Annotated in this window: 24 protein-coding genes; 16 read left to right on the top strand and 8 right to left on the bottom strand. The window is 70.2% G+C overall.

Annotated elements, in window-relative coordinates:
* Window positions 1–4: 4 nt before the first annotated feature.
* Window positions 5–1,441: a chromosomal replication initiator protein DnaA gene (gene dnaA, locus KBZ12_RS05290; protein WP_254956969.1), complete on the bottom strand. Its 1,437-nt coding sequence runs from the start codon at window positions 1,439–1,441 to the stop codon at window positions 5–7.
* Between the two features lie 88 nt (window positions 1,442–1,529).
* On the opposite strand from dnaA, the gene KBZ12_RS05285 reads away from it, so the two are divergent.
* Genes KBZ12_RS05285 through KBZ12_RS05275 form a run of 3 tightly spaced genes read left to right on the top strand, consistent with a single transcriptional unit; the run spans window position 1,530 to window position 4,062 of the window.
* Window positions 1,530–2,657, top strand: coding sequence for a trypsin-like peptidase domain-containing protein (locus KBZ12_RS05285; protein ID WP_254956818.1), 1,128 nt, complete (start codon window positions 1,530–1,532; stop codon window positions 2,655–2,657).
* A 41-nt stretch (window positions 2,658–2,698) separates the two neighbouring features.
* Entirely contained in the window at window positions 2,699–3,319 is a 621-nt protein-coding gene (locus tag KBZ12_RS05280; RefSeq protein WP_254956816.1) for a TIGR04282 family arsenosugar biosynthesis glycosyltransferase, read from the top strand.
* Entirely contained in the window at window positions 3,316–4,062 is a 747-nt protein-coding gene (locus KBZ12_RS05275) for a TIGR04283 family arsenosugar biosynthesis glycosyltransferase (RefSeq protein WP_254956814.1), read from the top strand. Before KBZ12_RS05280 ends, KBZ12_RS05275 begins: the two co-directional genes overlap by 4 nt.
* Here KBZ12_RS05275 and KBZ12_RS05270 read toward each other — a convergent pair.
* Complete coding sequence (locus KBZ12_RS05270; RefSeq protein ID WP_254956968.1) at window positions 4,005–4,475, bottom strand: GNAT family N-acetyltransferase; 471 nt, start codon at window positions 4,473–4,475, stop codon at window positions 4,005–4,007. The genes KBZ12_RS05275 and KBZ12_RS05270 overlap by 58 nt on opposite strands.
* Before the next feature lie 103 nt (window positions 4,476–4,578).
* Between KBZ12_RS05270 and KBZ12_RS05265 the strand changes: the two genes are divergently transcribed.
* Entirely contained in the window at window positions 4,579–5,385 is an 807-nt protein-coding gene (locus KBZ12_RS05265) for an alpha/beta hydrolase (protein ID WP_315859280.1), read from the top strand.
* Here the strand turns inward: KBZ12_RS05265 and KBZ12_RS05260 are convergent.
* Window positions 5,337–7,136 carry an ABC transporter ATP-binding protein gene (locus tag KBZ12_RS05260; RefSeq protein ID WP_254956812.1) on the bottom strand — a complete coding sequence of 600 codons (1,800 nt, stop codon included), beginning with the start codon at window positions 7,134–7,136 and terminating at the stop codon, window positions 5,337–5,339. The genes KBZ12_RS05265 and KBZ12_RS05260 overlap by 49 nt on opposite strands.
* Window positions 7,133–7,801, bottom strand: coding sequence for an ATP phosphoribosyltransferase (hisG, locus tag KBZ12_RS05255; protein ID WP_254956811.1), 669 nt, complete (start codon window positions 7,799–7,801; stop codon window positions 7,133–7,135). Before hisG ends, KBZ12_RS05260 begins: the two co-directional genes overlap by 4 nt.
* Window positions 7,802–7,830: 29 nt before the next feature.
* On the opposite strand from hisG, the gene gloB reads away from it, so the two are divergent.
* The 4 genes from gloB (at window position 7,831) to KBZ12_RS05235 (ending at window position 10,622) form a co-directional block, all read left to right on the top strand.
* On the top strand, window positions 7,831–8,589 hold the full coding sequence (gloB, locus tag KBZ12_RS05250; RefSeq protein ID WP_254956809.1) for a hydroxyacylglutathione hydrolase: 759 nt from the start codon (window positions 7,831–7,833) through the stop codon (window positions 8,587–8,589).
* Window positions 8,590–8,615: 26 nt separating this feature from the next.
* Window positions 8,616–9,020 (top strand): STAS domain-containing protein, encoded by a 405-nt coding sequence (locus KBZ12_RS05245; RefSeq protein WP_254956807.1) that lies wholly within the window; start codon window positions 8,616–8,618, stop codon window positions 9,018–9,020.
* Window positions 9,021–9,030: 10 nt separating this feature from the next.
* Entirely contained in the window at window positions 9,031–9,480 is a 450-nt protein-coding gene (locus KBZ12_RS05240; RefSeq protein WP_254956805.1) for an ATP-binding protein, read from the top strand.
* 314 nt (window positions 9,481–9,794) lie between these two features.
* A complete protein-coding gene (locus KBZ12_RS05235; protein WP_254956804.1) occupies window positions 9,795–10,622 on the top strand; it encodes a PP2C family protein-serine/threonine phosphatase in 828 nt (275 codons plus the stop codon).
* On the opposite strand, the gene KBZ12_RS05230 is transcribed toward KBZ12_RS05235, so the two are convergent.
* A complete protein-coding gene (locus KBZ12_RS05230; RefSeq protein WP_254956802.1) occupies window positions 10,606–11,799 on the bottom strand; it encodes an ABC transporter ATP-binding protein in 1,194 nt (397 codons plus the stop codon). The two genes, KBZ12_RS05235 and KBZ12_RS05230, sit on opposite strands and share 17 nt — an antisense overlap.
* Window positions 11,800–11,828: 29 nt before the next feature.
* Here KBZ12_RS05230 and KBZ12_RS05225 point away from each other — a divergent pair, with 29 nt between their 5' ends.
* The 3 genes from KBZ12_RS05225 to KBZ12_RS05215 all read left to right on the top strand — a co-directional run bounded on the left by KBZ12_RS05225 (window position 11,829) and on the right by KBZ12_RS05215 (window position 13,187).
* Entirely contained in the window at window positions 11,829–12,257 is a 429-nt protein-coding gene (locus KBZ12_RS05225; RefSeq protein ID WP_254956801.1) for a RidA family protein, read from the top strand.
* Between the two features lie 43 nt (window positions 12,258–12,300).
* Complete coding sequence (locus KBZ12_RS05220) at window positions 12,301–12,576, top strand: cell division protein SepF (protein ID WP_254956800.1); 276 nt, start codon at window positions 12,301–12,303, stop codon at window positions 12,574–12,576.
* 77 nt (window positions 12,577–12,653) lie between these two features.
* On the top strand, window positions 12,654–13,187 hold the full coding sequence (locus KBZ12_RS05215; protein ID WP_254956799.1) for a L,D-transpeptidase: 534 nt from the start codon (window positions 12,654–12,656) through the stop codon (window positions 13,185–13,187).
* A gap of 252 nt (window positions 13,188–13,439) precedes the next feature.
* Here KBZ12_RS05215 and KBZ12_RS05210 read toward each other — a convergent pair whose 3' ends face one another.
* Complete coding sequence (locus KBZ12_RS05210; RefSeq protein ID WP_254956798.1) at window positions 13,440–13,742, bottom strand: TIGR02450 family Trp-rich protein; 303 nt, start codon at window positions 13,740–13,742, stop codon at window positions 13,440–13,442.
* On the bottom strand, window positions 13,739–14,587 hold the full coding sequence (locus KBZ12_RS05205; RefSeq protein ID WP_254956796.1) for a fumarylacetoacetate hydrolase family protein: 849 nt from the start codon (window positions 14,585–14,587) through the stop codon (window positions 13,739–13,741). The genes KBZ12_RS05210 and KBZ12_RS05205 overlap by 4 nt, the downstream gene beginning before the upstream one ends.
* A 119-nt stretch (window positions 14,588–14,706) precedes the next feature.
* On the opposite strand from KBZ12_RS05205, the gene KBZ12_RS05200 reads away from it, so the two are divergent.
* The 5 genes from KBZ12_RS05200 to KBZ12_RS05180 all read left to right on the top strand — a co-directional run bounded on the left by KBZ12_RS05200 (window position 14,707) and on the right by KBZ12_RS05180 (window position 23,029).
* A complete protein-coding gene (locus KBZ12_RS05200) occupies window positions 14,707–16,467 on the top strand; it encodes an NAD-dependent malic enzyme (protein WP_254956794.1) in 1,761 nt (586 codons plus the stop codon).
* 66 nt (window positions 16,468–16,533) lie between these two features.
* Window positions 16,534–17,835 (top strand): hypothetical protein, encoded by a 1,302-nt coding sequence (locus tag KBZ12_RS05195; RefSeq protein WP_254956792.1) that lies wholly within the window; start codon window positions 16,534–16,536, stop codon window positions 17,833–17,835.
* 84 nt (window positions 17,836–17,919) lie between these two features.
* Window positions 17,920–19,491 (top strand): bifunctional orotidine-5'-phosphate decarboxylase/orotate phosphoribosyltransferase, encoded by a 1,572-nt coding sequence (locus tag KBZ12_RS05190; RefSeq protein ID WP_254956790.1) that lies wholly within the window; start codon window positions 17,920–17,922, stop codon window positions 19,489–19,491.
* 43 nt (window positions 19,492–19,534) lie between these two features.
* A complete protein-coding gene (locus tag KBZ12_RS05185) occupies window positions 19,535–19,756 on the top strand; it encodes a DUF3136 domain-containing protein (protein WP_094584893.1) in 222 nt (73 codons plus the stop codon).
* 69 nt (window positions 19,757–19,825) lie between these two features.
* A complete protein-coding gene (locus KBZ12_RS05180) occupies window positions 19,826–23,029 on the top strand; it encodes an efflux RND transporter permease subunit (protein ID WP_254956788.1) in 3,204 nt (1,067 codons plus the stop codon).
* On the opposite strand, the gene KBZ12_RS05175 is transcribed toward KBZ12_RS05180, so the two are convergent.
* Window positions 23,026–23,661 carry a TraB/GumN family protein gene (locus KBZ12_RS05175; RefSeq protein ID WP_254956787.1) on the bottom strand — a complete coding sequence of 212 codons (636 nt, stop codon included), beginning with the start codon at window positions 23,659–23,661 and terminating at the stop codon, window positions 23,026–23,028. The two genes, KBZ12_RS05180 and KBZ12_RS05175, sit on opposite strands and share 4 nt — an antisense overlap.
* Window positions 23,662–23,734 lie beyond the last annotated feature (73 nt).

The raw sequence follows: 23,734 nt of genomic DNA, 5'->3' as shown, positions 1-23,734 counted from the left end.
AGCCTCAGCGGCGCTGACGACAGGCAATCTGCAGCAGGTCCCGCACCTGCTGCACGCGGCGGGCCAGGGCTGGGTCGGAGCTGAGCTTCTTCTCCACCTGCTCCACCGCGTACATCACGGTGGAATGATCCTTGCCGCCGAAGGCTTCGCCGATGCGCGGCAGGGACAGGTTGGTGTTCTGGCGCATCAGGTACATCCCCACCTGACGGGACTGGCTGACGGCCCGTTTGCGGCTGGGGCTGAGCATCTCGTCGATGCGCACCTCGAACACCTCCGCCACCTTCTCCAGCACCTGCTGGGGGGTGACCGCCACCTCATTACCGACCGGATCGAGCATCGGCGCCAGCGATTCCACGGTCATCGGCAGGCCCGTGATCGAGGCGAAGGCCACGGCCCGGGTGAGGGCGCCTTCGAGTTCACGGATGTTGGAGGTGAAGCGGCCGGCGATGTACTGGATCAGTTCCCGGGGCAGGGACACCTGCTCCGCTTCGGCCTTCTTATGCAGAATCGCCATCCGGGTCTCCAGGTCGGGGATCTGGATGTCGGCGATCAGTCCCATCGAGAAGCGGGAAATCAGCCGCTCCTGGAGCTTGGGAATCTGGCTGGGGGGCCGGTCGCTGGCGATCACGATCTGGCGACCGGCCTCATGCAGGGCGTTGAAGGTGTGGAAGAACTCCTCCTGGGTGTACTCCTTGCCCTCGATGAACTGGATATCGTCCACCAGGATCAGGTCGGCCGCCCTGTAACGATCGCGGAAGGCCTGCATGCCGTCCTTGCGGATCGCCTGGATCAGGTCATTGGTGAAGGTCTCGGTGGAGACGTAGAACACGCGGGCGTCCGGATCAATCTCCAACCGGTAGTGGCCGATGGCCTGCATCAGGTGGGTCTTGCCCAGGCCCACCCCGCCACAGATGAACAGGGGGTTGAACTCCCGGCCGGGGGCCTCCGCCACCGCCAGGGAGGCGGCATGGGCCATGCGGCTGTTGGCCCCCACCACGAAGCGGTTGAACACGTAGCGGGTGTTCAGGCCCGCCCCGAGGCGCAGGGGGGCCGGCACCGTCCGGGTGGCGCCACCACCACCGGCACCACCGGCCGGGCCGGCCGCCCGCAGGGGGGGCTCCAGCACCGGCTGCGGCAGCGGGCCGCCGTTCTCAGCGACGACCTCCGGCAGCTCGCCCAGGGGTTCGGCATCCGGGGCCACCTCCACTTCCACCCGCACCTGCCGGCCGGCGTGCTCGCTGGCCACCGCGGCGATCATCACCAGATAGTTCTTGCGCAGCCAGCCGCAGGCGAAGCTGTTGGGGGCCTCCAGGCGCAGCAGGCCATCGGCGAAATCCCGGCAGCGAGCCTGCCGGATCCAGGTCTCGTAGGTCGGTTTGCTGAGCCTGCCCTGAAGATCCTGGCTCACCCTGTGCCACAGCTGATCACCCTGCTGCACCAGGAGCCCACGACGCGATGGCCGAATATAGGCATCCCGGGCCCGGAGGTTCGTCTTTAATGAATCCTTCAGCGACGCCCGTCCGCCACCGATGGTTCAGCCCCGTTTCCTGTTCCGCCTCAGCCTCCAGGTGGCCACGGCAGGCCTGCTGACCTCCTGCACCGGCACCCGTCTGGCACTCCCGGGCCTGCCCAAGCCCGAGCAGGCCCCCATCAGCGATGCGGCCCCAGCGCCGACGCTGCAGCCCAGCAGTTCCGTGATCGTCGACGCGGTCGAGAAGGCGGGCCCGGCCGTGGTGCGCATCGACACGGTCAAACGCACCGTGAACCCCCTGGGCGGCATCTTCGGCCGGGGTCCGGCCATCCAGCAGCAGCAGGGCCAGGGATCGGGGTTCATCACCCGTTCCGACGGGGTGCTGCTCACCAATGCCCACGTGGTCGAGGGGGCCAGCGAGGTGAGCGTGACCCTGCCCGACGGCCGCAGCTTCACCGGCAAGGTGCTGGGGGCCGACCCCCTGACCGACGTGGCGGTGGTCAAGGTGGTGGCCTCCAAGCTGCCGGTCGCCACCCTGGGCGATTCCAACAAGGTGCGGCCGGGGGAATGGGCGATCGCCATCGGCAACCCCCTCGGCCTCGATAACACGGTCACGGCCGGGATCATCAGCGCCATCCAGCGCACCAACGCCGTGGGTGAGGGCCAGCGGGTGCCCTACATCCAGACCGACGCCGCCGTGAACCCCGGCAACAGCGGCGGGCCGCTGATCAACGACCGCGGCCAGGTGATCGGCATCAACACCGCCATCCGCCAGGCGCCGGGCGCCGGGCTGAGCTTCGCGATCCCGATCAACACGGCCCGCCAGATCGCCGCCCAGATCCTCGAGCGCGGCTACGCCAGCCACCCCTACATCGGGGTGCGCCTCCAGGCCCTCACCCCCCAGCTGGCCAAGGAGATCAACGCCACCACCAACGAGTGCCGCCTGCCGGAGGTGAACGGCGTGGTGGTGGTCGAGGTGATGGCCAACAGCCCCGCGGCCCTGGGCGGCCTGAAGCCCTGCGATCTGATCGAGAAGGTGGGCGACAAGGCCGTCCGCAACGCCTCGGAGGTGCAGCTGGGGGTGGATCGGGGCAGGGTGGACGAGCCCCTGGCGATCACGGTGCTGCGCAACGGCTCCCGGCAGAACCTCACCGTCCGCCCCGCCGAACTGCCGCGCGAGGGTTGAGGCCGCCGAGAGGTCGGGGGACCCGACCAGCGCAACTGGTGATGCTGGCCCGCTGGCCGGCGCCGGGCCGCTGCAAGAGCCGGCTGGTGCCCGGGGTGGGCAGGGCCAGGGCCGCCGCCATCCAGGCCCGCCTCACCCAGCATGGGCTGGCCGCCGCGGCCGAGGCCCGCAGGGCCCTGGCGTCGGCCGCAGGCGCCGGGGGCCAGGGCGGTGGGCTGGAGCTGGTGCTGGCGGCGAGCGGCCTCGGCCCCCGGGCGGCCCTGCGCTGGGGACGCCTGCTCGGCGTCGACCGGGTGGTGGCCCAGGGCAGCGGCAGCCTGGGCTTGCGGCTGCAGCGTCAGCTGCTGCGCGGCTGCCGCGAGGGGGCAGCGGCGGTGGTGCTGATCGGCAGTGACCTGCCGGCCCTGGCGGCCGAGGATCTGGTGGAGGCCTTCCAGGTCCTGGAGCACAGAGCCCTGGTGCTGGGCCCCGCCGGCGACGGGGGCTACTGGCTGATCGGCCGGCGCCGGGCCACGCCCCAGCTGTTCACGGGCATCGCCTGGGGCAGCGACCGGGTGCTGGCACAGACCCTGGCGCTGGCAAGGCAGGCCGGCCTGGAGGCGGCCCTGCTGGCGGAGCGCCACGACCTCGATCGCCCCGCCGACCTGGACCCCTGGCGATGAGGCCGCCCCTGAGCGTGGTGATCGCCGCCCGCAACGAGGCCCGGGGCCTGCCGGCCCTGCTGGCGGATCTGGCCACGGCACCGGAGCTGGTGCGGGAGGTGCTGGTGGTGGATGGCGGCAGCCGGGACGGCACCCCGCGGCTGGCCGCCCTGGCCGGCGCCGGGGTGCTCCACGACAGCAGCGGCCGTGGCGGCCAGCTGGCCGCCGGGGTGGCCCGCAGCGCGGGCACCTGGCTGCTGCTGCTGCACGGGGACGTGCGCCTGCCGTCGGGGTGGGCCAGGGCCATCTCAGCGGCGATCGCCGCCGGCGAGACCGGCGCCTGGGCCTTCCGGCTGCGCATCGCCGGCGATGATCCATCCCTGCGCCTGGTGGAGCTGGCGGTGGAACTGCGCAGCCGCTGGCGCCAGCTGCCCTACGGCGACCAGGGGCTGCTGCTGGCCAGGCGGCTCCATGACGCCGCCGGCGGAATCGCGCCGCTGCCGCTGATGGAGGACCTGGAGTTCGTGCAGCGCCTGCGTCGCCAGGCCAGGATCGGCCTCCTGGCCCCGGCCCTGCGGGTGAACAGCCGGCGCTGGCAGCGGCTGGGGGTGTGGCAGACGGTGCTGGCCAACGCCCGTCTCAGACGCGCCTGGCGCCGCGGCACACCGGCGGCGCAGCTTGCCCAGCGCTACTACGGGCCGGGCCCTCAGGGGGCATACCAGAAGGCACAGCGGCGCTGCAGCGGCTCCAGCTCCCAGCCCTGAGCGGCGTAGAACCCCACCACGTCGGGATCGGCGAACAGGCTCACCCGGTCGATGCCCATGGCCCGCAACTGCTCGAGCACGTAGTCCATCAGCTCCTTGCCCAGGCCGGCGCCCTGGTAGCGCGGATGGACCGCCACATCCCAGACGGTGGCCTCCACCACCCCGTCACCGGTGCAGCGGGCGAAGCCCACCAGCCGGGGCAGACGGGCGTCATGGCGCCAGAGCCCCACCTGGAGGAGGCTGTTCTGGAGAGCCTTGCGCACGCGCCGCAGGGGACGACGGCTCCAGCCCACCGCATCGCAAAGCGCCTCAAGCTCGATCAGGTCGATCGGGCGTGCCTGGCTGAGCACCAGCTCCAGACTGGGATTGGGGGTGGCGCAGAGGCGGTGCCCGGACCCATAGAGATCGGTCATCAGCGGCAGGGTCTCGGGCACGGCGTGGGGGCTACGCGTTCTGAAGATCCTGACGGATGCAGGCCGGACTGCGGCAGGGTAGGGACTCCAGCCAGCGACTGTCCTGAGCGTCTCCTCCGCCAACTCTGATTGGCCCCTGCTGGTCGGCGTCCATGGCTGGCTGCTGGCGGGCCGGCTGTGGCATCCTCTGCGGCGGGAACTGGCGCCGCGCTGGTCGCTGTGGTGCCCTGATCTGCCCGGCTTTGGCGGCACGCAACGGCCCCGGGGACTGCAGGCCAGCCTGGCCAGCTACGGCCGCTGGCTGGCCGAGGCCGTCCAGCGGGAAGCCGCCGGGCGACCGGTGGTGCTCCTGGGTCACTCGCTGGGGGGCAGCGTGGCGCTGCATGCAGCGCCCCTGCTGGGGGGGCAGCTGCGGGGCCTGGTGCAGATCGCGGCGGGGGGCGGTGTTTTCCAGCCCCGCCCCTTCGCCCGGGTGCGCAGCGGCGGGGCCGCCTTCCTTCGCTGGCGGCCGTCCTGGCTGGCCCGTCTGCCGGGCACGGAGGCGATCCGCAGCCCGCTGCTGGCGGACGGCCGCGCCGCCCAGGGGCTGCTGGCCTGCAGCACCAACCGGGGCGCCGTTCGCCAGCTGCCCAGGCTCACGGCCGAACTCCAGGTGCCCAGCCTGTGGCTCGCCGGCAGCCGCGACCGGGTGATGCAACCCCGCTACGTGCGCCACCTGGCCGGCTACAGCCCCGACCACCAGCTGGCGATCCTTCCAGGGCTCGGCCACCTGCCGATGGTCGAGAACCCCCGCGAGCTGGCGGCCCTGATCGACATGTGGCTGGAGGAGGAGCTGGAGCTCCCCGCCCAGACCCAAGGGCCTCAGAGTGTGGCCAGCCCCTTTTCCTGCAGCTCCGCCAGCTGGGCGTAGAGCCCGCCGACGGCCCGCAGTTCACGATGGTTGCCCTCCTCGATCAGGCGGCCGCGGCGCAGCACCAGGATGCGGTCGGCGGCCTCGACGGTGGCCAGGCGGTGGGCGATGACGATGGCGGTGCGGCCGCTGAGCAGGGTGTCGAGGTCCCGCTGCAGGGTGGCCTCCGTGGAGGGATCCATGAAGGCGGTGGCCTCGTCCATCACCAGCACCGACGGGTCGCGGATCGCCACCCGCGCCACCGCCAGGAGCTGGCGCTCGCCGGAGGAGAGGTTGCCGCCCCGCTCCCGCAGCTCGGAGGCCAGCCCATCCCCCAGCCGGGCCAGCAGGGGGCCAAGGCCGAGGTCCGCGCAGAGGCGCTCCAGATCCGCATCGCTGATGGCCGAATCAAGGCGGAGGTTCTCCGCCACGTTGCCGCTGAACAGGAAGGTGTCCTGCAGCACCACCCCCAGGCGCCGCCGCAGGGTGGCGATCGGCAGTTCGCGGATGTCCACGCCATCGAGGCGGATGGTGCCCTGCTGGGGTTCGTAGAGCCGGCAGAGCAGCCGGATCACGGTGGTCTTGCCGGACCCGGTGGGGCCCACGATCGCCACGTGCTCGCCGGGGGCGATGCGGAAGGAGAGATCGGTGAGGATCGGATCGTCAGGGCGGTAGGCGAAGGAGACGTTCTCGAACTCCACCTCGCCGGGGCTGAAGCGTTCCGCCCCTGACACCACAGCGGCGGCGCTGCGCTGGCTGCTGGGCAGATCGGCGATCTCGATCGGCTGCTCGAGCAGTTCACCGATGCGTTCCACGGCGGTGAGGCCCCCCTGGATCTGGGTGAAGCGCTCCGCCAGCTGGCGCAGGGGGTCGAACACCCGCTGGGAGAAAAGAATGAAGGTGGTCAGGGTGCCCAGGCCCATCGCCCCACCGGTGACCATGGCGCCGCCGAGGGCCAGCACCATCGCCACCGCCGCCAGGGCCACCCACTCGATGAAGGCGGAGATGGCGCTGTCGTAGAAGATCGTGCCGGTGACGGCCCGGCGATAGGCGTCGGTGGTGTGGGAGAAGCGCTCGCCGTTGACGGCCTCGCGGCGGAACATCTGCACCACCTCCAGGCCCTGCAGATTTTCCTGCAGGTCGGCGTTGAGCTGGCCCAGTTCCTCCCGCACCCGGTAGTTGGCCTTGCGGTAACGGCCCTGCAACCACAGCACCCCCATGGTCACGGGCACCTGGCTGGCCAGCAGCAGCAGCCCCAGCCGCCACTCGATCGAGAGCATGGTGAGGCCGATCACCAGCAGGGTGACCAGATCGGAGAGCACCCCCACCGCGCCGCTGCCGAACACCTCGGCCAGGGCATCCACGTCGCTGGTGAGGCGGGTGAGCAGCTTGCCCACCGGCGTGCGGTCGTGGAAGCGCAGCGACAGGGCCATCGCATGCCGGAACAGGTCGTCGCGGATGCGGGCGGTGAGGCGCTGGCCCACCACCTGCACGTTGTAGGTCTGGGTGCCCTGCAGGGAGAGGCGCAGCAGCACCGCCGCCAGCAGCATCGCCACCAGCACCCGCAGGGCCGTCGGCACCGGCAGGGGGGTCAGCCAGGGCAGCACCTCCTCGCCCCGGAGCTTGGAGATCACCTGGCCCACCAGCAGCGGCTGAACCGAGGCCGCCAGGGCCAGGGGGATCAGCAGCAGCAGGGACAGCAGCAGGCGCTTGCGATCCCGGCCCAGGTAAGGAAGCAGTCGCCGCAGTCGCTGGCCATCGAGGCTGCTCATCGGACCGCTAGCGGGACGGCAGCGACGCGCTCCACCAGGCCCTGAAGGGCCCCGTCATCGAGACGCAGGGCCAGGGGATGGCCGATCAGCCGGGCCGTGCTGGTGAACAGATCCTCGATCGCCACCAGGCCGTTGTCGCGCAGGGTGCGGCCGGTAGCCACCAGATCGACGATCGCCTCGGACATGCCCGTGATCGGACCGAGTTCCACCGAACCGGTGAGGTGGATCAGCTCCACCGGCAGATCCAGCTGCTCGAAGAAGGCTTCGGCGCAGCGGGTGAACTTGCTGGCCACGCGGCAGTGGGCCGGCAGATCCGCGGCGCGGCGGTAGCCGCTGCTGGCTTTCACCGCCACCGCCATCCGGCAGCCGCCGAAGCCGAGATCCACCAGCTGGGCCACCGGCAGCTGGTGCTCCCGCAGCACGTCGTAGCCCACCACCCCGAGCTGGGCCTGGCCATAGGCCACGTACACCGGCACATCGGCGTTGCGGACCAGCAGGGCCCTGGCCCTGCCGCAGCGGCTCGGCACCATCAGCAGGCGGTTGTCCTCCTCCAGTAAATCGGAGAAATCCAGCCCGGCCGCCTGAAAGCGGCGCACCGAATCCTTCAGCAGGGCGCCCTTGGCCAGGGCGACGGTGATCGGGGACCGCTGGTTGGCGGTGATCATGGAAGCCAGCTGCAACCTGGACTGTAACGATGCCGGATCATGCCCAAGCCGGACCCCAGGCCCCGTTGCAGGTGGCGCTGCTGCCGGTGCTGCGGGACAACTACCTGTTCGTGCTCCACGACGGCCGGCAGGCGGCGGTGGTGGACCCGGCGGTGGCCCCCCCGGCGATCGCCTGGCTGAAGCAGCGGGATCTGGAGCTGGTGGCAGTGCTGCAGACCCACCACCACAGCGATCACATCGGCGGCACCCCCGGACTGCTGGAGGAATGGCCCCGGGCGGAGGTGGTGGCGGCCCGCTCCGACCGGGAGCGGATCCCCTTCCAGACCAGGGGGGTGGCGGATGGCGATCGCTTCACCCTGCTGGGCCAGCCGGTGGAGGTGCTGGCGGTGCCGGGCCACACCCGCGCCCACATCGCTTTCCACCTGCCCCTGCAGGGGGAGCTCTTCTGCGGCGACACCCTGTTCGCCGCCGGCTGCGGCCGGCTGTTCGAGGGAAGCCCCGAGCAGATGCACCACTCCCTGGGGCTGCTGGCGGCGCTGCCGGAGACGACCCGGGTGTGGTGCGCCCATGAGTACACCGCTTCGAACCTGCGCTGGGCCGCTGCCCAGCAACCGGGGGATGGGGCCATCGCCGAACGGCTGGCTGCGGTGCTGCGCGCCCGGGCCCAGGACAGGCCCACCATCCCCAGCAGCATCGGCGAGGAACGCCGCACCAACCTGTTCATGCGAGCGGCGGATGGCCAGGAACTGGCCGCCCTGCGGCGCAGCAAGAATGACTGGTCGGACTGAACCGGCGACGGATTAGGGCGAGAAAGGTGACGTCTCTGGACAGGAATGTATTGCACAACACAACGCAGAGCCCGACTTGTCGGTCAGCGGCACAACCCAGGTCATGTCACTTGGTTCAATTTCCAGGGGTCATGATGCAGACGGCTTCGATCCGTTCGGACGATGTCCTGGAGGCCGATGGCTCCATCAAGCTCCGCAAAGTTGTTCTGGCAGATCGACTCGACATGCTGGGCATGGAAGACATTGCCCTGAAGCTCACATCGCTGACGGCCATCAAACCATTGCCGGTGATTCTTGACCTTCGCGACGTCAGCTTTCTGGCCTCCATCGGCATCCGCAACATCATCTCCAGCGCCCGTGCCCTGGATCAGAAAGGCGGCCGCATGGTGATCCTGCTGGGCAACAATGAGCTGGTGAAGGCGTCGGCCTGAGGCTTGATCGATGGCGCCACCCCAGCCCGACGCCCCCACCCTTTCGGTCCAGCCCAGCCCCCTGGAACTGCGGCGCTGCTCCGAGTGGCTCGCAGAACGCTGTCAGGAAGAGGCCGTTCCCCCCGGGCCCACCGGCAAGCTAGACCTTTGCCTCAACGAGGTGCTGGCCAACCTGATCGACCACGGCGGGGCCGCCGACGTCAACTGTCCGGTGGATCTCACCCTGGAGCTGGCCGATTGCGGCGATCGGGGTCTGGCCACCCCCACCATCGTCGATGCCGGCCCGGCCTTTGATCCCCTCGGCGTCAGCCGCGGGCCCCTGCCCCGCACGCTGCAGGAGGCCGAACCCGGCGGTCTCGGCCTGCTGCTGGTGCATCGCTTCATGGATGAACGCAGCTACCAGAGGGCCGGGGACAGGAACGTGCTGAAGCTCGGCATCTACTTTTCCAAAGACCCCTGATCGGGAATGTGCGTCGAGCCCCCACCCACCCTGGACCCCTCGACCACCACTTCCCTGCCCTAACAAGGACATTCCCCTCTTCCGGGATGTCAGGGAGGACGTGTTGCTGGCGGCGGTTCAACGCTGCCAGCTTCTGTCTCTGGCAGCGGGTCAGGTGCTGCTCAGCCTGGGGCAAAGCAACGAGGACATCTTCATCATCCTGGCCGGAACGGTCACGGTCCACCTCGGCGGCGACGGCTACCGCAGCAAGGGATGGCCATTCCCATCGGTCAGTGCATCGGCGAGTTTTCCGCCATCGATGGCCGGCCCGCAACATGATGATTTCCCTGGTGGAGCGCACCCGGCTCACCAACCAGCTGACACTGGAGGCCCAGCGGGAAGCCCTGGAGCTCTCCCACCTGCGCAAGGATCTCGACCTGGCGCGGGACCTGCAGCTGAACATGCTGCCGCCCCAGGGCTGTCTGTTCTCCGGGCATCCGGACATCGAGGTCGCCACGTTGATGGAGTCGGCCACCACGGTGGCGGGGGATTTCTTCGATGCCTTCTTCGTCGACAGCCACCGGCTGTTCGTCTGCATCGGGGATGTGTCCGGCCACTGTCTCGGCGCGGCCCTGTTCATGGCGCGCTCGGTGGGACAGCTGAGGATCCTGGCGAACACCGAAACATCGCCGGACGCCGTTCTGCGCCGCCTCAATGACAGCCTCGCCGATGAGAACGAGGCCGCGCTTTTCGTGACGATGTTCTGTGGCTATCTGGATGTGACCTCCGGCCTGTTCACCTATTCCAATGGAGGCCACTGCCCGCCCCTGCTGCTGCAGGACGGGGAGGTGCCTCCGATTGCGATGCCGAAGGGGGCGTTGCTGGGCGTCTTTGCCGGCCGCACTTCCCAGAGCCTGTCCCTGCAGCTCACCCCCGGCGACCTGCTGATGATCTACACCGACGGAGTCACCGATGGGGAGCCCTTCGGTGTGCAGGGGTGCCAGGGCCTGCTGGCCGAAGCGGATCAGGCCCACCTGGACACCCTGATCCAGGGGCTGCGCCAGAGCCTGCGGGGCTTCACCAGCAGCCAGCACCTCGAGGACGATTGCACCCTGCTGCTGCTGAGGCGCCGCCCCTTGGCCGGCCTCAGGGAGGGGAGCTGAGGCTCTCGGCGCTGCGTCCCTGGGGTAGGGTCACCAGCGACCGCCCACCCGGGAACAGCAGCGCCGACTCACCGGCGCGGAAACGCAACCGGCCCCGACGGCCGTGGGGGTGGTCGGCCTCCAGGGGCGCCCGCCAGCGCAGCCGGTGGTCACCGAGCTGCACCTGGTAGAGCCATTCCCGGCCGAGGAATTCCCGGCCGGTGATCCAGGCCGGCCCCTCCTCCTCGGGCAGGAACTCCAGGGCCTGGGGGCGGACCATCACCTCAACGGCCTCCGGTGATTCGCGGCCGTCTTCCCCCCTGGAAAGCAGCTCCAGGTCCCCGAGCACGGTCTGCAGCCGGCGGCCGCGCCAGCGGGCCGGCAACAGGTTGGACTGGAGCACGAACTGGCCCACGAAGGCGGTGGCGGGCTGGTCGACCAGCTCCCGCGGCGGGGCGCACTGGTGCAGCACCCCGTCACGCAGCACCCCCACCCGATCGCAGATCGCCAGTGCCTCCTCCGGATCGTGGGTGACCATCAGACCGCTGGCGCCGCAGCGGGCCAGCACGGCTGGAAGCTCGCTGCGCAGCCGCAGCCGCACCTCCACATCCAGGTTGGAGAAGGGCTCATCCAGCAGCACCACCGAGGGGGACGGCGCCAGGGCGCGGGCCATGGCCAGGCGCTGGCGCTGGCCGCCGGAGAGTTCGTGGGGGTAGCGGCGTTCCAGCCCGCCCAGGCCCAGCAGATCGAGCAGCCAGGCCACCCGGGCCGTGTCCTGGCCGCGGCGCAGGCCGAAGCAGGCATTCCGCCAGGCATCCAGGTGCGGGAAGAGGGCATCGTCCTGGAACACCATGCCGACACCCCGCCGCTCGGGGGGCAGCAGTCGCTCCGGACCCGCCACCTGCTGTCCGCCGATGCGGATGCTGCCGCGGCCGGGGCGCTCGAAGCCGGCGATCAGGCGCAGCAGGGTGGTCTTGCCGCAGCCGGAAGGGCCCAGCAGACCCACCAGTTCTCCCGCACCAAGGACGAGGTCGATCCCCTTGAGGGTCCAGGCAGAACCATCGCGACCCGGGTAGCGATACCAGAGGTCATCGATGCGGACGTGGTCGCGGGGGGCGCGGCCGGTGCTCTCCCCGGGGTTCGAAGCCGTGGTGGCAGGAGTGGCAGCAGGCGTGGCGATGGTGGTGGAAGAAGCCATAAGATCCCAGTCCTGCATTGTCACCCGTCATGAGTTCCAGCGCTGGCGGTAGTGACGAAAGGCACAGGCCCTTGTCTCATCCGGTCCATACCCAGGCCGCCCCCGCGCCGGTGGGCCCCTACAACCAGGCCGTGGTCGCCGGTGGCGTCCTCTATTGCTCCGGCCAGATCGCCCTCGATCCGGCAGGCGGCACCCTGGTGGGGGACGGCGACGTGGAGGCCGAAACCGTGCAGGTGCTCACCAATCTGCAGGCGGTGCTGGCCGCCGCCGGCTGCGGCCCTGAGCAGGTGGTGCGCACCACGGTGTACCTCGTGGATCTGAACGACTTCGCCCGGGTCAACGCCCTTTATGCCGGGGTGTTCGGCGCGGGGGTGGCTCCGGCGCGGGCCTGCGTGCAGGTGGCGGCCCTGCCGAAGGGGGCGCGGGTGGAGATCGACGCCATCGCCGTGCTCGCCTGAGGCGGTGCTGGTGGGGGGGGCCGGACTGCGGCAACCTGGGGTGATGGAAACCCCCTTCGGCACCTGGTTTCACGAGGTGGTGGTGATGACACCGGGCCGCTTCGAGGAAGCCGTCGATGCGGTGCTGGCGGTGCAGCAGTTCAAGACGGTGGTGCTCCACCTCAGCGCGATGGCGCCGGAGGAGGCCCAGCGCACCATCGACTTCGTCTCCGGTGGCGTCTTCGCCATGGACGGTCAGTCGGAACGGCTGGGGGACACGGTGTTCCTGTTCGCTCCGGCCCTGGTGACGATCAGCCGGGATGGGGATGGGCGGGACTGAGCCTTCCAGGACCGGCTGCCCCGCCCTTGTGGCACCCGTGCCGGGGCAGTAACACGGGCACCGGTCCCGTCCTGCCCATGAAGCGATCCACCGCTCTGGCCCTGCTGACCCTTCTCTGGGGTCTCGTGGCGCCCCCGGGTGGCCCCGCCACCAGGGCCCTGGCGGCTGGAAGCGGCGGTCAGATGGTGCTGGTGCGCACCGAGCGGCAGCTGCCCATCAGCGGCGATCCGATCTGGGAATTGCGGCTGCTTCTCCCCGGCGAGCCGCCACGGGCCTACGAAGCCCTGGTGGGACGCGCGCGGCGACAGGAGGGCGACCGTGACCGCCTGGGCAGCAAGGCGCCTTTGCCGCTGGGGCGCTACTCCGTCACCGAGATCACGCCCGTGGACCCGACCGATGAGGCCGAGCTCGGCCGGTTTCTCTGGATCGGCCTGGAGCCCGACTTCCCCACCGCCCGCCGGGGCCTGGGGATCCACCACGATCCCAGCGCCGGACGGGGGCGGGGCAGCGGCACCGACGGCTGCATCGGCCTGATCCACGGCAACGACCTGCTGGTGCTCGGCGATCTGCTGCGGCGCAGCGGCACCACCGAGTTGCTGGTGCGGGACTGAGCGGTGTTCGAGCGTGGCCGCTGGTCAGGTGCCGCCCGCCAGGGCCTCCTTCAGCCGGGGCTCCAGTTCCCTGCGCTGGGCAGGATCGCCCACCAGGATCAGGGTGCCGGTGCCGGGCCACCAGTTGAGGCGCAGGTTGGAGACACCGTCCTCAATGACAAGCCTCTCAAAGGCCCCCCTGATGCACCCAGTGACCGAGGCAGCCGAGGTCCGCGACCAGGGCCTGTAGCTCCTCCAGGGTTCCGTTGAAGGTCACAGGTCCATGGTGGAGTGCGAGGAGTTTAGAGATATTGACTGGATCGGCTCTGCCGCCTCCGGTACGTCCGCTGGCGCCTGCTCCTGCGGCAGTTGCTGCCAGCCCGGTTGCCAGGTGTCGCGGTCACGCAGTTCGGCCAGGGGAACCAGCAGCCGGTAGCCGGGATCCAGCACCGCCTGCAGCTCCACACGGCACTCGCGGCCCCGGCCCCGCTGGCCCAGCACGGCGAAATGGCGATAGCCGGCGCTGCGCTCGGCCCGTTCGGGCTGGGCGGTCCAGGCGGCGGGGAGCTTGATCACTCAGGAGGCGGGGCCGGGGCGGGGGACGGGCTGGGGAGTGGCTCGTCGATCAACGGGTTGCGCAGCACGCCGATGGCTTCGATCTCCACTTCGACCGTATCGCCGCGGCGCAGCCAGCGGGGCGGATCGGCCGCCATGCCCACGCCACTGGGGGTGCCGGTGAGGATCACGGTGCCGGCCAGCAGGGTGGTGCTGGCACTGAGGAACTCGATGATCTCCGCCACCGTAAAGATCATGTCGCCGGTGCTCGCCGCCTGCACCGTTGTGCCGTTGAGGCGGGTCTGCAGGCTGAGGGCCTGGGGATCGGGGATCGCCGCGGCACTCACCAGACAGGGGCCCAGGGGCGCGAAGCTGTCGAAGCTCTTGCCGCGGCACCACTGGCCGCCGCCGAGCTGGGGTTGCTTCTGCCAGTCGCGGGCGCTGACGTCGTTGGCGCAGGTGTAGCCCAGCACCACCTTCAGGGCCTCGGAGCGTGGCACGTTGCGGCAGGTGCGGCCGATCACCACCGCCAGTTCCCCCTCGTAGTCCACTTGGTGACTGGACGCGGTGGTGGGCAGGGTGATCGGCGCCTCCGGGTGCTGCACCGCCCCCGGCGATTTCATGAACAGTACCGGGTAGGTGGGGATCGCCGCGCCGGTTTCGGCGGCATGGCGGCGGTAGTTGAGGCCGATGCAGAGGATGGCCCGGGGCTCCAGGGGGGCCAGGATTCGCTCCACCGCGGCCGGCTTGCCCGTGGGCACCAGTCCGCCGAACAGGTCGCCCGCCAGGCGCTCCAGGCCGCCGTCGGGATCCAGACGGGCGTGGTGGATGCCGCCTGCCGACTCCCGGTAGCGCACGATCTTCATGGGGGCTGCACGGAGGACCTGCCGGGGGGCTGCGGAGGGGGGTGCCGAAGGCCCGGATGGACCACTCTCGCCCGGCAGCCCGTGGATGATGGGGGCGCCATCGGACCGAGGAGCACGCCGTGGTCGCCGAACCCCGTCGCCAGCGGAGCACGCACCTCCGGGGCGCCGAGCTGCTGAACGATCCCCTGCTCAACAAGGGCACCGCCTTCAGCCGGGCGGAGCGCCGAGCCCTGGGGCTGGAGTCCCTGCTGCCCTGGCAGGTGGAGAGCATCGAGACCCAGGTGGAGCGCTGCCGGCTGACCTTCGGCGCCATGGGCAGCGACCTGGAGCGGTACGCCTACCTCCAGACCCTGCGGGAGCGGAACGTCACCCTCTTCCACCGCTTCCTCGCCGACCACATCGAGCTGGCGATGCCGATCGTCTACACCCCCACGGTGGGGCGGGCGATCCAGCACTTCAGTCACACCTACCGCAGCCCCAGCCAGGGGATCTATCTGGCGGCACCGCAGCAGGACCGGCTCGAGGAGCTGCTGGCCCAGGCCTGCGGCGGCCCGGGCGGCCACACGCCGCACCTGCTCCTGGTCACCGACGCCCAGGGGATCCTCGGCATCGGCGACCAGGGGGTGGGGGGCATCCAGATCTGCCAGGGGAAGCTGGCCGTCTACACCCTCTGCGCCGGGCTCGATCCAGCCAGGGGGCTGCCGGTGATGCTCGATGTGGGCACCGACCGGCCCGAACTGCTCGCGGATCCCTGCTACCCAGGCCTGCGCCAACCTCGGCTGCAGGGGGAGGCCTACAGCACGTTCCTCGAGCACTTCATCACGGCGGTGCAACGGGTGTGCCCCGGCGCCCTGGTGCACTGGGAGGACTTCGGCGCCACCCATGCCCGCCCCGTTCTCGAGGCCTACCGGCACCGGGTGCCGAGCTTCAACGACGACATCCAGGGCACCAGCAGCGTGGCCGCCGCGGCGATCCTCGCCGGCCTGCGGGGCCTCGGCAAGCCGCTCGCCGACCAGCAGGTCGTCATCTTCGGGGCGGGCAGTGCCGGCTGCGGCATCGCCGAGCGGCTCTGGCGCCTGCTGCAGCGGGCGGGACTCAGCGCCGCCGCCGCAGCTGATCGCCTCTGGCTGATCGATCGCGATGGGCTAATCCACGCCGCCACCCCGGGCCTGGCAGGCGGCGCCCGGCCGTTTGCCAAATCGCAGGAGCTGCTGGCGGCGCGGTTCGGTGCGGCGGCCGGAGCCGATGGTCGGGGACCGGGGCTGCTGGCGGTGGTCGAGGCGGTACGGCCGGGGGTGCTGATCGGCACCTCCACCGCCGCGGGGGCCTTCGACCAGGCGGTGGTGGAGGCCCTCTGCGCCGACGGCGGGCGGCCGATCGTCCTGCCCCTCTCCAATCCCACCCCCCTGGCGGAGATCACCCCGGAGAACCTGCTGCGCTGGAGCCAAGGCCGGGCCCTGGTGGCCACCGGCAGCCCCTTCCCGCCGGTGCTCTGCACCGGCAGCGCCGGCCAGCCGATCGAACGGGTGATCGGTCAGTGCAACAACTGCTTTGTGTTCCCCGGCCTGGGCTATGGGGCCGTGGCGGTGGGCGCCGCGGAGGTGAGCGACACAATGATCGACGCCAGCATCGAGGCCCTGGCAGGGGCGATTCCGGCCGCCAGCGATCCTGAGGCGCCGCTGATGCCGCCCCTTTCGGCGGTGCAGCAGGTGTCCGGCGCCGTGGCCCGGGCGGTGGCCCTCGCCGCCGTGGAGGAAGGCCTCGCCCGGAAAGCCACCAGCCCCGAGCAGGCTCTGGAGCGGCTGGAGGACTGCCGCTGGATTCCCGCCTACGGGGAGCTCAAGGCTGCGGATTGCGTGGGCGAAGATTTTGCGAGATAAGAATAAGGGATGTCGTGATAATCTTTCGTCCACAGTAAATTGAATTAAGCCATGCTGGCTGGCAGGTTGGCGTCCATCGTTGGCTACACGATTGCAGGCACCACCCTGGCCTACGTGTTGTTCTCCCTGGCGCTCTATGCCTTCCCCGAGCTGCGGGAGTGGCAATCGCAGGCCTTCGGGCCCATCGACAACGTGGCGATGCGGCAGACGCCCTTCGCCGATCTGGCGATGCTCACCAGCAGCGCCCGCTGCGACGCCAGCCTCGATGATCTCTACACCGGCCGTGTGAGCTGCGATCCCCACGGGCGCCTGTTCACCTATCCACCCGTTGCCCTGGGGATGTTCCAGGTCCTGGGTCTCTCGGCCGGCAGCCTGGGCTCGGTGGGCTTCCTTCTGGGGGGAGCCGTGGCCCTGCTCGTGGGGGTGCTGTTCTTCGCGGTCATCCCTTCGCCCTTGGTGGCCGGGGTATCCCTGGCGGCGGCCTATCTCTCGCTTCCCTTCCAGTTGGGCCTGGAGCGGGGCAACAACGACCTGGTCGTGGTTCTGCTGATGGCGTTGCTTGCTCTGGCCCTGGCCGGACGGCACCGGCTGGCCCCCGCCGCCACCGCCTCGCTTGCTTTGCTGGCGGTGGCCACCAAGCTGCTGCCCCTTTTCGGTGTGGCCACCACCTGGCTGCTGCAGCACCAGGGCGCTCCCCAGCCGCCCGCCCGGGCCAACAGCCGCTGGGCCCTGCTCGGAGCGGTGGCAGGCCTGGGCCTGGTGCTGCCCTGGCTGCCGGTGATTCTGAGCAACTCTCCCAGACCCCCCGGAGGCGTCCTCAGCCATGGACTGTTGGCGCTGCAGGTCTGCTACGACCTGATGGTGAGTCAGAAACTCACATTGATCGCCTCAAGGTTGCTTCTGGTTGGCTCTGTTGGCCTCAAGCTCATCTTCCTTCTGGCTGGACTCCTGCTGGGCCTGCGAACGGGACTGGCGGCGAACCTGCGGGTCTTCCTCTACTCGGGCAGCACAACATTGCCGCCGCTACTGGTGGCCATCACCTTTTCCCTGTTCTCCGCCACCTGGATCGGCACCTACCTGTTCACCCGCTCCTACGACTACAAGTTCATCTTTCTGCTTCCCGCCTTCGCCATCACCGTGGCGCTGCTGTCGCAGCCGGCCTCAGCGCCCCTCCGGCCAAGCTGGGGCCTGCTGGTCCTGGCACCGATGCTCTCGGCCTGGTTCGTGCCCTACCTGGCGGTGAGCTTCAACCTGCCAGTGGGGGTGTGGCTGGAAGGGATCAATGATTTCGCCCTGATCCCCCTGCTGGCGGGAGCCCTCGTCGCCGCCCTGCCCGGCACCTGGCCGCCGGAGCGGCAGCTGGCCTGAGCTGGGGATCAATAAGACCTGTGTCACCCGCTCGCACAGGCGACGCCCCTCGCCTTAGCACCTTGGGCACCAACCCCCCGCGCGATGGGCTTCTTCGTCCAGCTCACCGACGCCATCGCCGCCCGTCAGTCGCTCCTGGTCACCGGCCTCGACCCCAACCCGGAGATGCTGCAGGCCTGGGCCCACCGCCGCGGCATGGGCGGCCGCTCGTTTCTCTCCCAGGCCCGCCACTGGATCAAGGCGGTGGTGGAGGCCACCGCCGACCACGTCTGCGCCTACAAACCCAGCCTCGGCTTCTACCAGGCCCTCGGCCCGGTGGGGCTGGAGCTGCTGCGGGAGGTGCGGGAGCTGGTGCCGCTCGACATCCCCCTGATCATCGATGCCAAGCACGGGGACCTGAACAGTTCGTCGGCCCTGGCCCACTACCTGTTCCGCGAACTCGGCGCCGATGGCGTCACCCTCTCCCCCCTGGCCGGCCAGGACATCGCCGCCCCGTTCCTGCTGTACCCCGACAAGGCGGTGGTGATCACCTGCCACAGCTCCAACGCGGCCGCCCGGGTGCTGCAGCACCACCCCGACGAGAGCGATCCCCTCTACCTGCGCATCGTGCGGGAGTGCCAGCTGTGGGCCACCCCCGACCAGCTGCTGCTGGAGGTGGGCACCAGTGACCCGGAGATCCTGGCCCGGGTGCGTCAGGAGGCACCGGAGCGCTTCCTGATCCTGCGCAGCCTCTGGGGCGAGGAGGACCGGCTCGATGCCCTGCTGGAGGCCGGACTGAGCCCGGCCGCCGACGGCCTGCTGATGCCCCTGCCCCAGAACCTCCTGGTGGAGGACGACATCGCCGAGCGATCGGCCGCCCTCAAGCAGCGCATCAGTGAGCGGCGCGACCGCTGGCTGGAGGGACGGTCCCGGGACCAGAGCGATATCTGCAGCCTGTGGCTGCCGGGGCGACAGCCGGAGGGCGGGGCGGGGATCGGTGCGGCCTCGAATGGCGACGGCGGCGGCGATGGAATCGACGATCCCCTGGCCAGCCTGATCCTCGACCTGTTCGACATCGGCTGCCTGCTGTTCGGCGACTACGTGCAGGCCTCCGGGGCCGTCTTCAACTACTACGTGGATCTGCGCCAGATCATCTCCGATCCCAACCTTTTCCACCGGGTGCTGCATGCCTACGCCGGCCAGCTCGGCGAGCTGGTCTTCGACCGCATCGCCGGCATTCCCTACGGCTCCCTGCCCACCGCCACGGGGCTGTCCCTGCAGTTGCACAAGCCCCTGCTCTACCCCCGCAAGGAGGTGAAGGCCCACGGGGCGCGCCGCCTGATCGAGGGGGACTTCGAGGAGGGGGACCGGGTGGTGGTGGTCGACGACATCCTCATCACCGGGGGGAGTGTGCTGGAGGGCATCGCCAAGCTGGAGAGCTCCGGCCTGGAGGTGGAGGACGTGGTGGTGTTCATCGACCACGGCGGCAAGGCCGACACCAGCGCCCGCCAGCGGCTCGCCCGGGCGGGCTACCGCTGCCACGCGGTGCTCGACATCGAACGCATCACCAACGTCCTGCATGGAGCCGGGCGGCTCAGCGATGGGCAGGCCGCGACCCTTGGCCACACCCCTCCGGGCAGGGCTTTGGGCGTCGAGGGGCTGCTGGCCAGCTCGTAGAGTGGACCGGCGCCCCTGAAAAACCCGGGTGCCCCCTTCCGCCATGCCCCAGGTCCAGGGTCAGCCCCCCACGATCGGCGAGCTTGAGGCGAAATATTCCCTTTATTGCAAGGCGATGCGGCTGCTGCTCAAGGAGGGCCGCACCATGGAGGCGATTCAGAAGACGGTCTGCTGGAGCCGGCTGGAACAGCTCCACATCTGCCTTCCCAGCCGCTACAAATCTCCCGACTACCTCTACGCCGTGCTCAAGCGCGACCTGCGCTGACCGCAGGCCGCCTGACTCCCCTGCCAGGATCGGCGGGCAAGAAGGGTCGGTGCCCACCCAGGCGATTCCGTGAAGTCGATCTCCGACCCCTTCCTGCGTCGGCCGGTGCTGACGCTGGTCGTCAGCCTGCTCATCCTGCTGGGGGGGCTGGTCAGCCTGCCGGTGCTGCAGGTGGAGAACCTGCCCCCGATCGCGCCGGGCCGGGTCACCGTGCGGGCCAGCTATCCCGGCGCCGGACCGGAGGTGGTGGAGCAGGGTGTCACCGCCCTGCTGGAAAAACAGTTCAACGGCTTGGAACGCCTTGACACGATCCGTTCCACCAGCTCCGCCAACGGCAGCACGATCACCCTGGGCTTCGAGGGCGGCAGCCCGGAGCTCAACCAGATCAACACCCAGAACGAAGCCACCGTGGTGGCCCGTCAGCTGCCCGCGCCGGTGGCCCGCTTCGGGGTCCAGGTGCGGCGCAGCTCCGATGATCTGCTGATGGTGCTGAGCTTCAGCGCCAGCCGCGGCACCTACTCCGACACCTTCCTCACCGGCTGGGTGGATCAGGTGGTGCGCGACCGGCTGCGCCGGGTCGCCGGGGTGGGTGATGTCAATCTCTTCGGCGGCAGCAGCCTGGCATTCCGGCTGTGGCTGGATCCCGACCGGCTCCAGGCCCGCAACCTCACGATCGCCGAGGTGCGTCAGGCCCTGCAGCAGCAGAACGTCCTGGCGGCCCTGGGGCAGACCGGTGAAGCTCCCGTTCCGGCCAGCCAGATGACCACCCTGCCCCTGCGCATGGAAGGCCGCCTGCGCTCGCCGCAGGAGTTCGAACAGCTCGTGGTGGCCCGCACTGGCGACGGAGGGGTCACCCTGCTCAAGGACGTGGGCCGGGTGGAGCTCGGCAGCGAGACCTACGACACCATCGCCACCAACCTGGACGGCAACGCGGCCGTGGCGATGGGGATCTTCCAGCGTGACGGCAGCAACGCCCTCGAGGTGCGGCGGGGCGTGGAGGAGGCCCTCGATGCGCTGGCCCCCCGCTTCCCACCCGGGGTGGCGATGGAGGTGATCGTGGACGAGGCCGAGAACGTGCGCGCCAGCATCGATGGCGCCGTGGAGGCCCTGAGGGACGCGGTGCTGCTGGTGTTCCTGGTGCTGCTGCTCGGACTGGGCAACAGCCGTCTGGCCCTGATCACCGCCGGCGCCGTGCCGGTGGCCCTGATCGGCTCCTTCAGCGTGCTCAAGCTCACCGGCAGCTCGATCAACACCCTCACCCTGTTCGGCATGGTGCTGGCCTCCGGGCTGGTGGTGGATGACGCCATCGTCGTGAGCGAGGACATCGGCCGCCGCATCGAGAAGGGTCGCCCGCCCGTCCTCGCGGCGCGTGAAGCGATGGCGGAACTGGGCAGTGCCGTGGTCGCCACCTCCGTGGTGCTGGTGGTGGTGTTCCTGCCGGTGCTGACCATGGAAGGAAGCGTGGGCCGGCTGTACGCCCCGATCGCCATCGCCATCAGCAGCGCGGTGGTCTTCTCCACCATCAACGCCATCAGCTTCACCCCGGTGGCCGCCAGCCGCCTGCTCCACGCCGAACGGCGCGAACCGGCCTGGCTGCGGCGCTGGATCGACCCTCCCCGCCGGGCCCTGGAAGCCATCGAAGCCCCCTATGGCCGCCTGCTGCAGGGGGTGCTCAGCCGGCGCCGTCTGGTGGTGGCGCTGCTCCTGGCGGGCCTCCTGCTCACGGTGTTCAGCCTGCAACGGTTCCCCACCGCCTTCATCCCCCAGGAGGACACCGGCCAGCTGCGCGGGGTGGTGATCCTGCCGGAGGGGACGGCCCTCCCCCAGACCCAGAAGGTGCTGGAGGAGGTGCGGCGCCTCGCCACCAAGGAGCCGGCGATCCGCAGCGCCAACTTCTACGCGGGCCGCTCCTTCGGCGACAGCAGCCCCAACAAGGGGCAGTTCTTCCTGCGGCTGCGGCCCATCAAGGAGCGCCCCGAGGCCGATCAGACCAGCGTGGCCGTGGCCGAGCGGATGAACGCCCTGCTCACCAAAGGCATCCGCACCGCCGTGGTGCAACTCAGTGAGGCGCCCAGCGTGCGCGGCTTCAGCAGCGAAGGTGGGCTGGAACTGGAACTGCTCGACACCAGCGGCGGCCTGCTCAGCCTGGCGGCCTTCGAGCAGGAGGCCCGCTCCTTCATCGCCGATGCCCAGGCCAGTGAGATCCAGGGCCGGCCAGCCTTCCAGAGGGTGTCCACCCGCTTCAGCGCCGGCGCCCCCCAGCTGACCTTGCGGCCGGATCGTCTGCGCATGGCCTCCCTGGGGGTGGATCTGGCGACCGTGGTCGACACCCTGGGAGCCAGCTTCGGCAGCGATTACGTCAACGACACCTTCGAAGGTGACCAGGTCCGCAAGGTGATCGTGCAGCTCGACGGCCGCTCCCGCACCGGTACGGAGGACGTGCTGGCCCTCCAGGTGCGCAACCGGGAAGGACGGCTGATCCCGATGGCCGAGGTGGTGCAGGTGGAGCAGGGTGCCGGCCCGACAACCATCAACCACACCCGCCTGGTGCGCTCGATCAGCGTCCGGGCCCTGCCGCGCCGTGGCGTCAGCAGCGGCCAGGCGATGGCCCTGCTGGAGCAGGTGCATCGCAGCCGCGATTCCGGCGCCGTCGATCTGGAATGGGCCGGGCTGGCCCGGGAGGAAGCCCGCGCCGGTGGCGGCAACGTGCGGGTCTTCGCCCTGGGGATCCTGGTGATGGGCCTGGTGCTAGCGGCCCTCTATGAGAACTTCATCGATCCGCTGATCATCCTGGTCACCGTGCCTCTGGCCATGCTCGGCGCGGTGATGGGCCTGAGCCTGCGGGGCCTGCCCCTGGATGTCTATGGGCAGATGGGACTGCTGGTGCTCTCCAGCCTGGCGGCCAAGAACGGCATCCTGATCGTGGAGTTCGCCAATCAACGGCTCAAGGCTGGCCTGCCGCTGGAGGAGGCGATCCACGGGGCCGCCGTTGCCCGTCTGCGGCCGATCCTGCTGACGGCGATCTCGTCGCTGGCGGGCTGCATCCCGCTGCTGTTTCCCTTCGGAGCCGGTGCCGCCAGCCGCCTGAGCATCGGCACGGTGGTGTTCAGCGGCCAGCTGGTGTCCACGGTGCTCAGCCTGGCGGTGGTGCCCGCCGTCTACAGGATCGTCAAGGGCTGGGAGCTGCGCGGGCGCAACGGAGGGCCAACCACCGAACAGCTGCCGCAGGATCCTGGTTTCGGGCCAGCGGAGGTGTCCGGTGCAGGCCCCTAGGGATCGGGCCGCCAGGCCCCGGCCACGAATCGCTCCGGCTTCAGCCCCTGCTGGCGCAGCAGGGCGATCAGCCCCTGCTCCCCCAGCAGGTGCATCAGACCCACCACCACCAGCGTGTCGTCAGGCCGACGCAGGAGCTCCTTGACCGGTGCCACCCAGTCTTGATTGCGCCGGACCACCAGTCGCTGGTACAGAGCGGAGCGCTGGCGGTAGTCGCTCAGCAGGAAGGCATCGAGTCGGGAGAGGTCGCCGGCCCGCCAGGCGCCCTCGAGGGCGTCGAGCCGGGGCCCGACGCTGTCCAGTTCCTTCAGGGTGACCTCCAGCAGCTGCACCTGATCGGTCCGGGGCAGCCCGTCGAACAGCTCGAGCTGCTGGGCCGGGGTCTCCAGACCGTCGATGGGCTTGCGGTCGGTGGCGGCCCGGGCCTGGAGCTGGCCCTCCACGCCGCTGTCCGGGGTGTAGCCCCGCTGCAGAAACTCGGCGGAAGCCAGCAGCAGGGCCACGGCCCAGGGCTCGAAACGGTCGATCGCCGCCTCCGGCAGCCCGAGGCCCGCCAGCCGCGGCTGCAGGGCTCGCCAGGAGGCCGGCGGCAGGCCGTCGCGCAGGGAGCGGCGCAGCGCCAGCGCTGGCATGGGCTGCGGCATGAACAACATCCCCCGGACGCTAGCGACAGTGCGTCACCGCTCCCCTGGCTGATCATGATGA

Source organism: Cyanobium sp. Cruz CV13-4-11, from assembly GCF_024346055.1.
Taxonomy (GTDB): Bacteria; Cyanobacteriota; Cyanobacteriia; order PCC-6307; family Cyanobiaceae; genus Cyanobium.
This window is presented reverse-complemented; position numbering and strand designations above follow the sequence as displayed.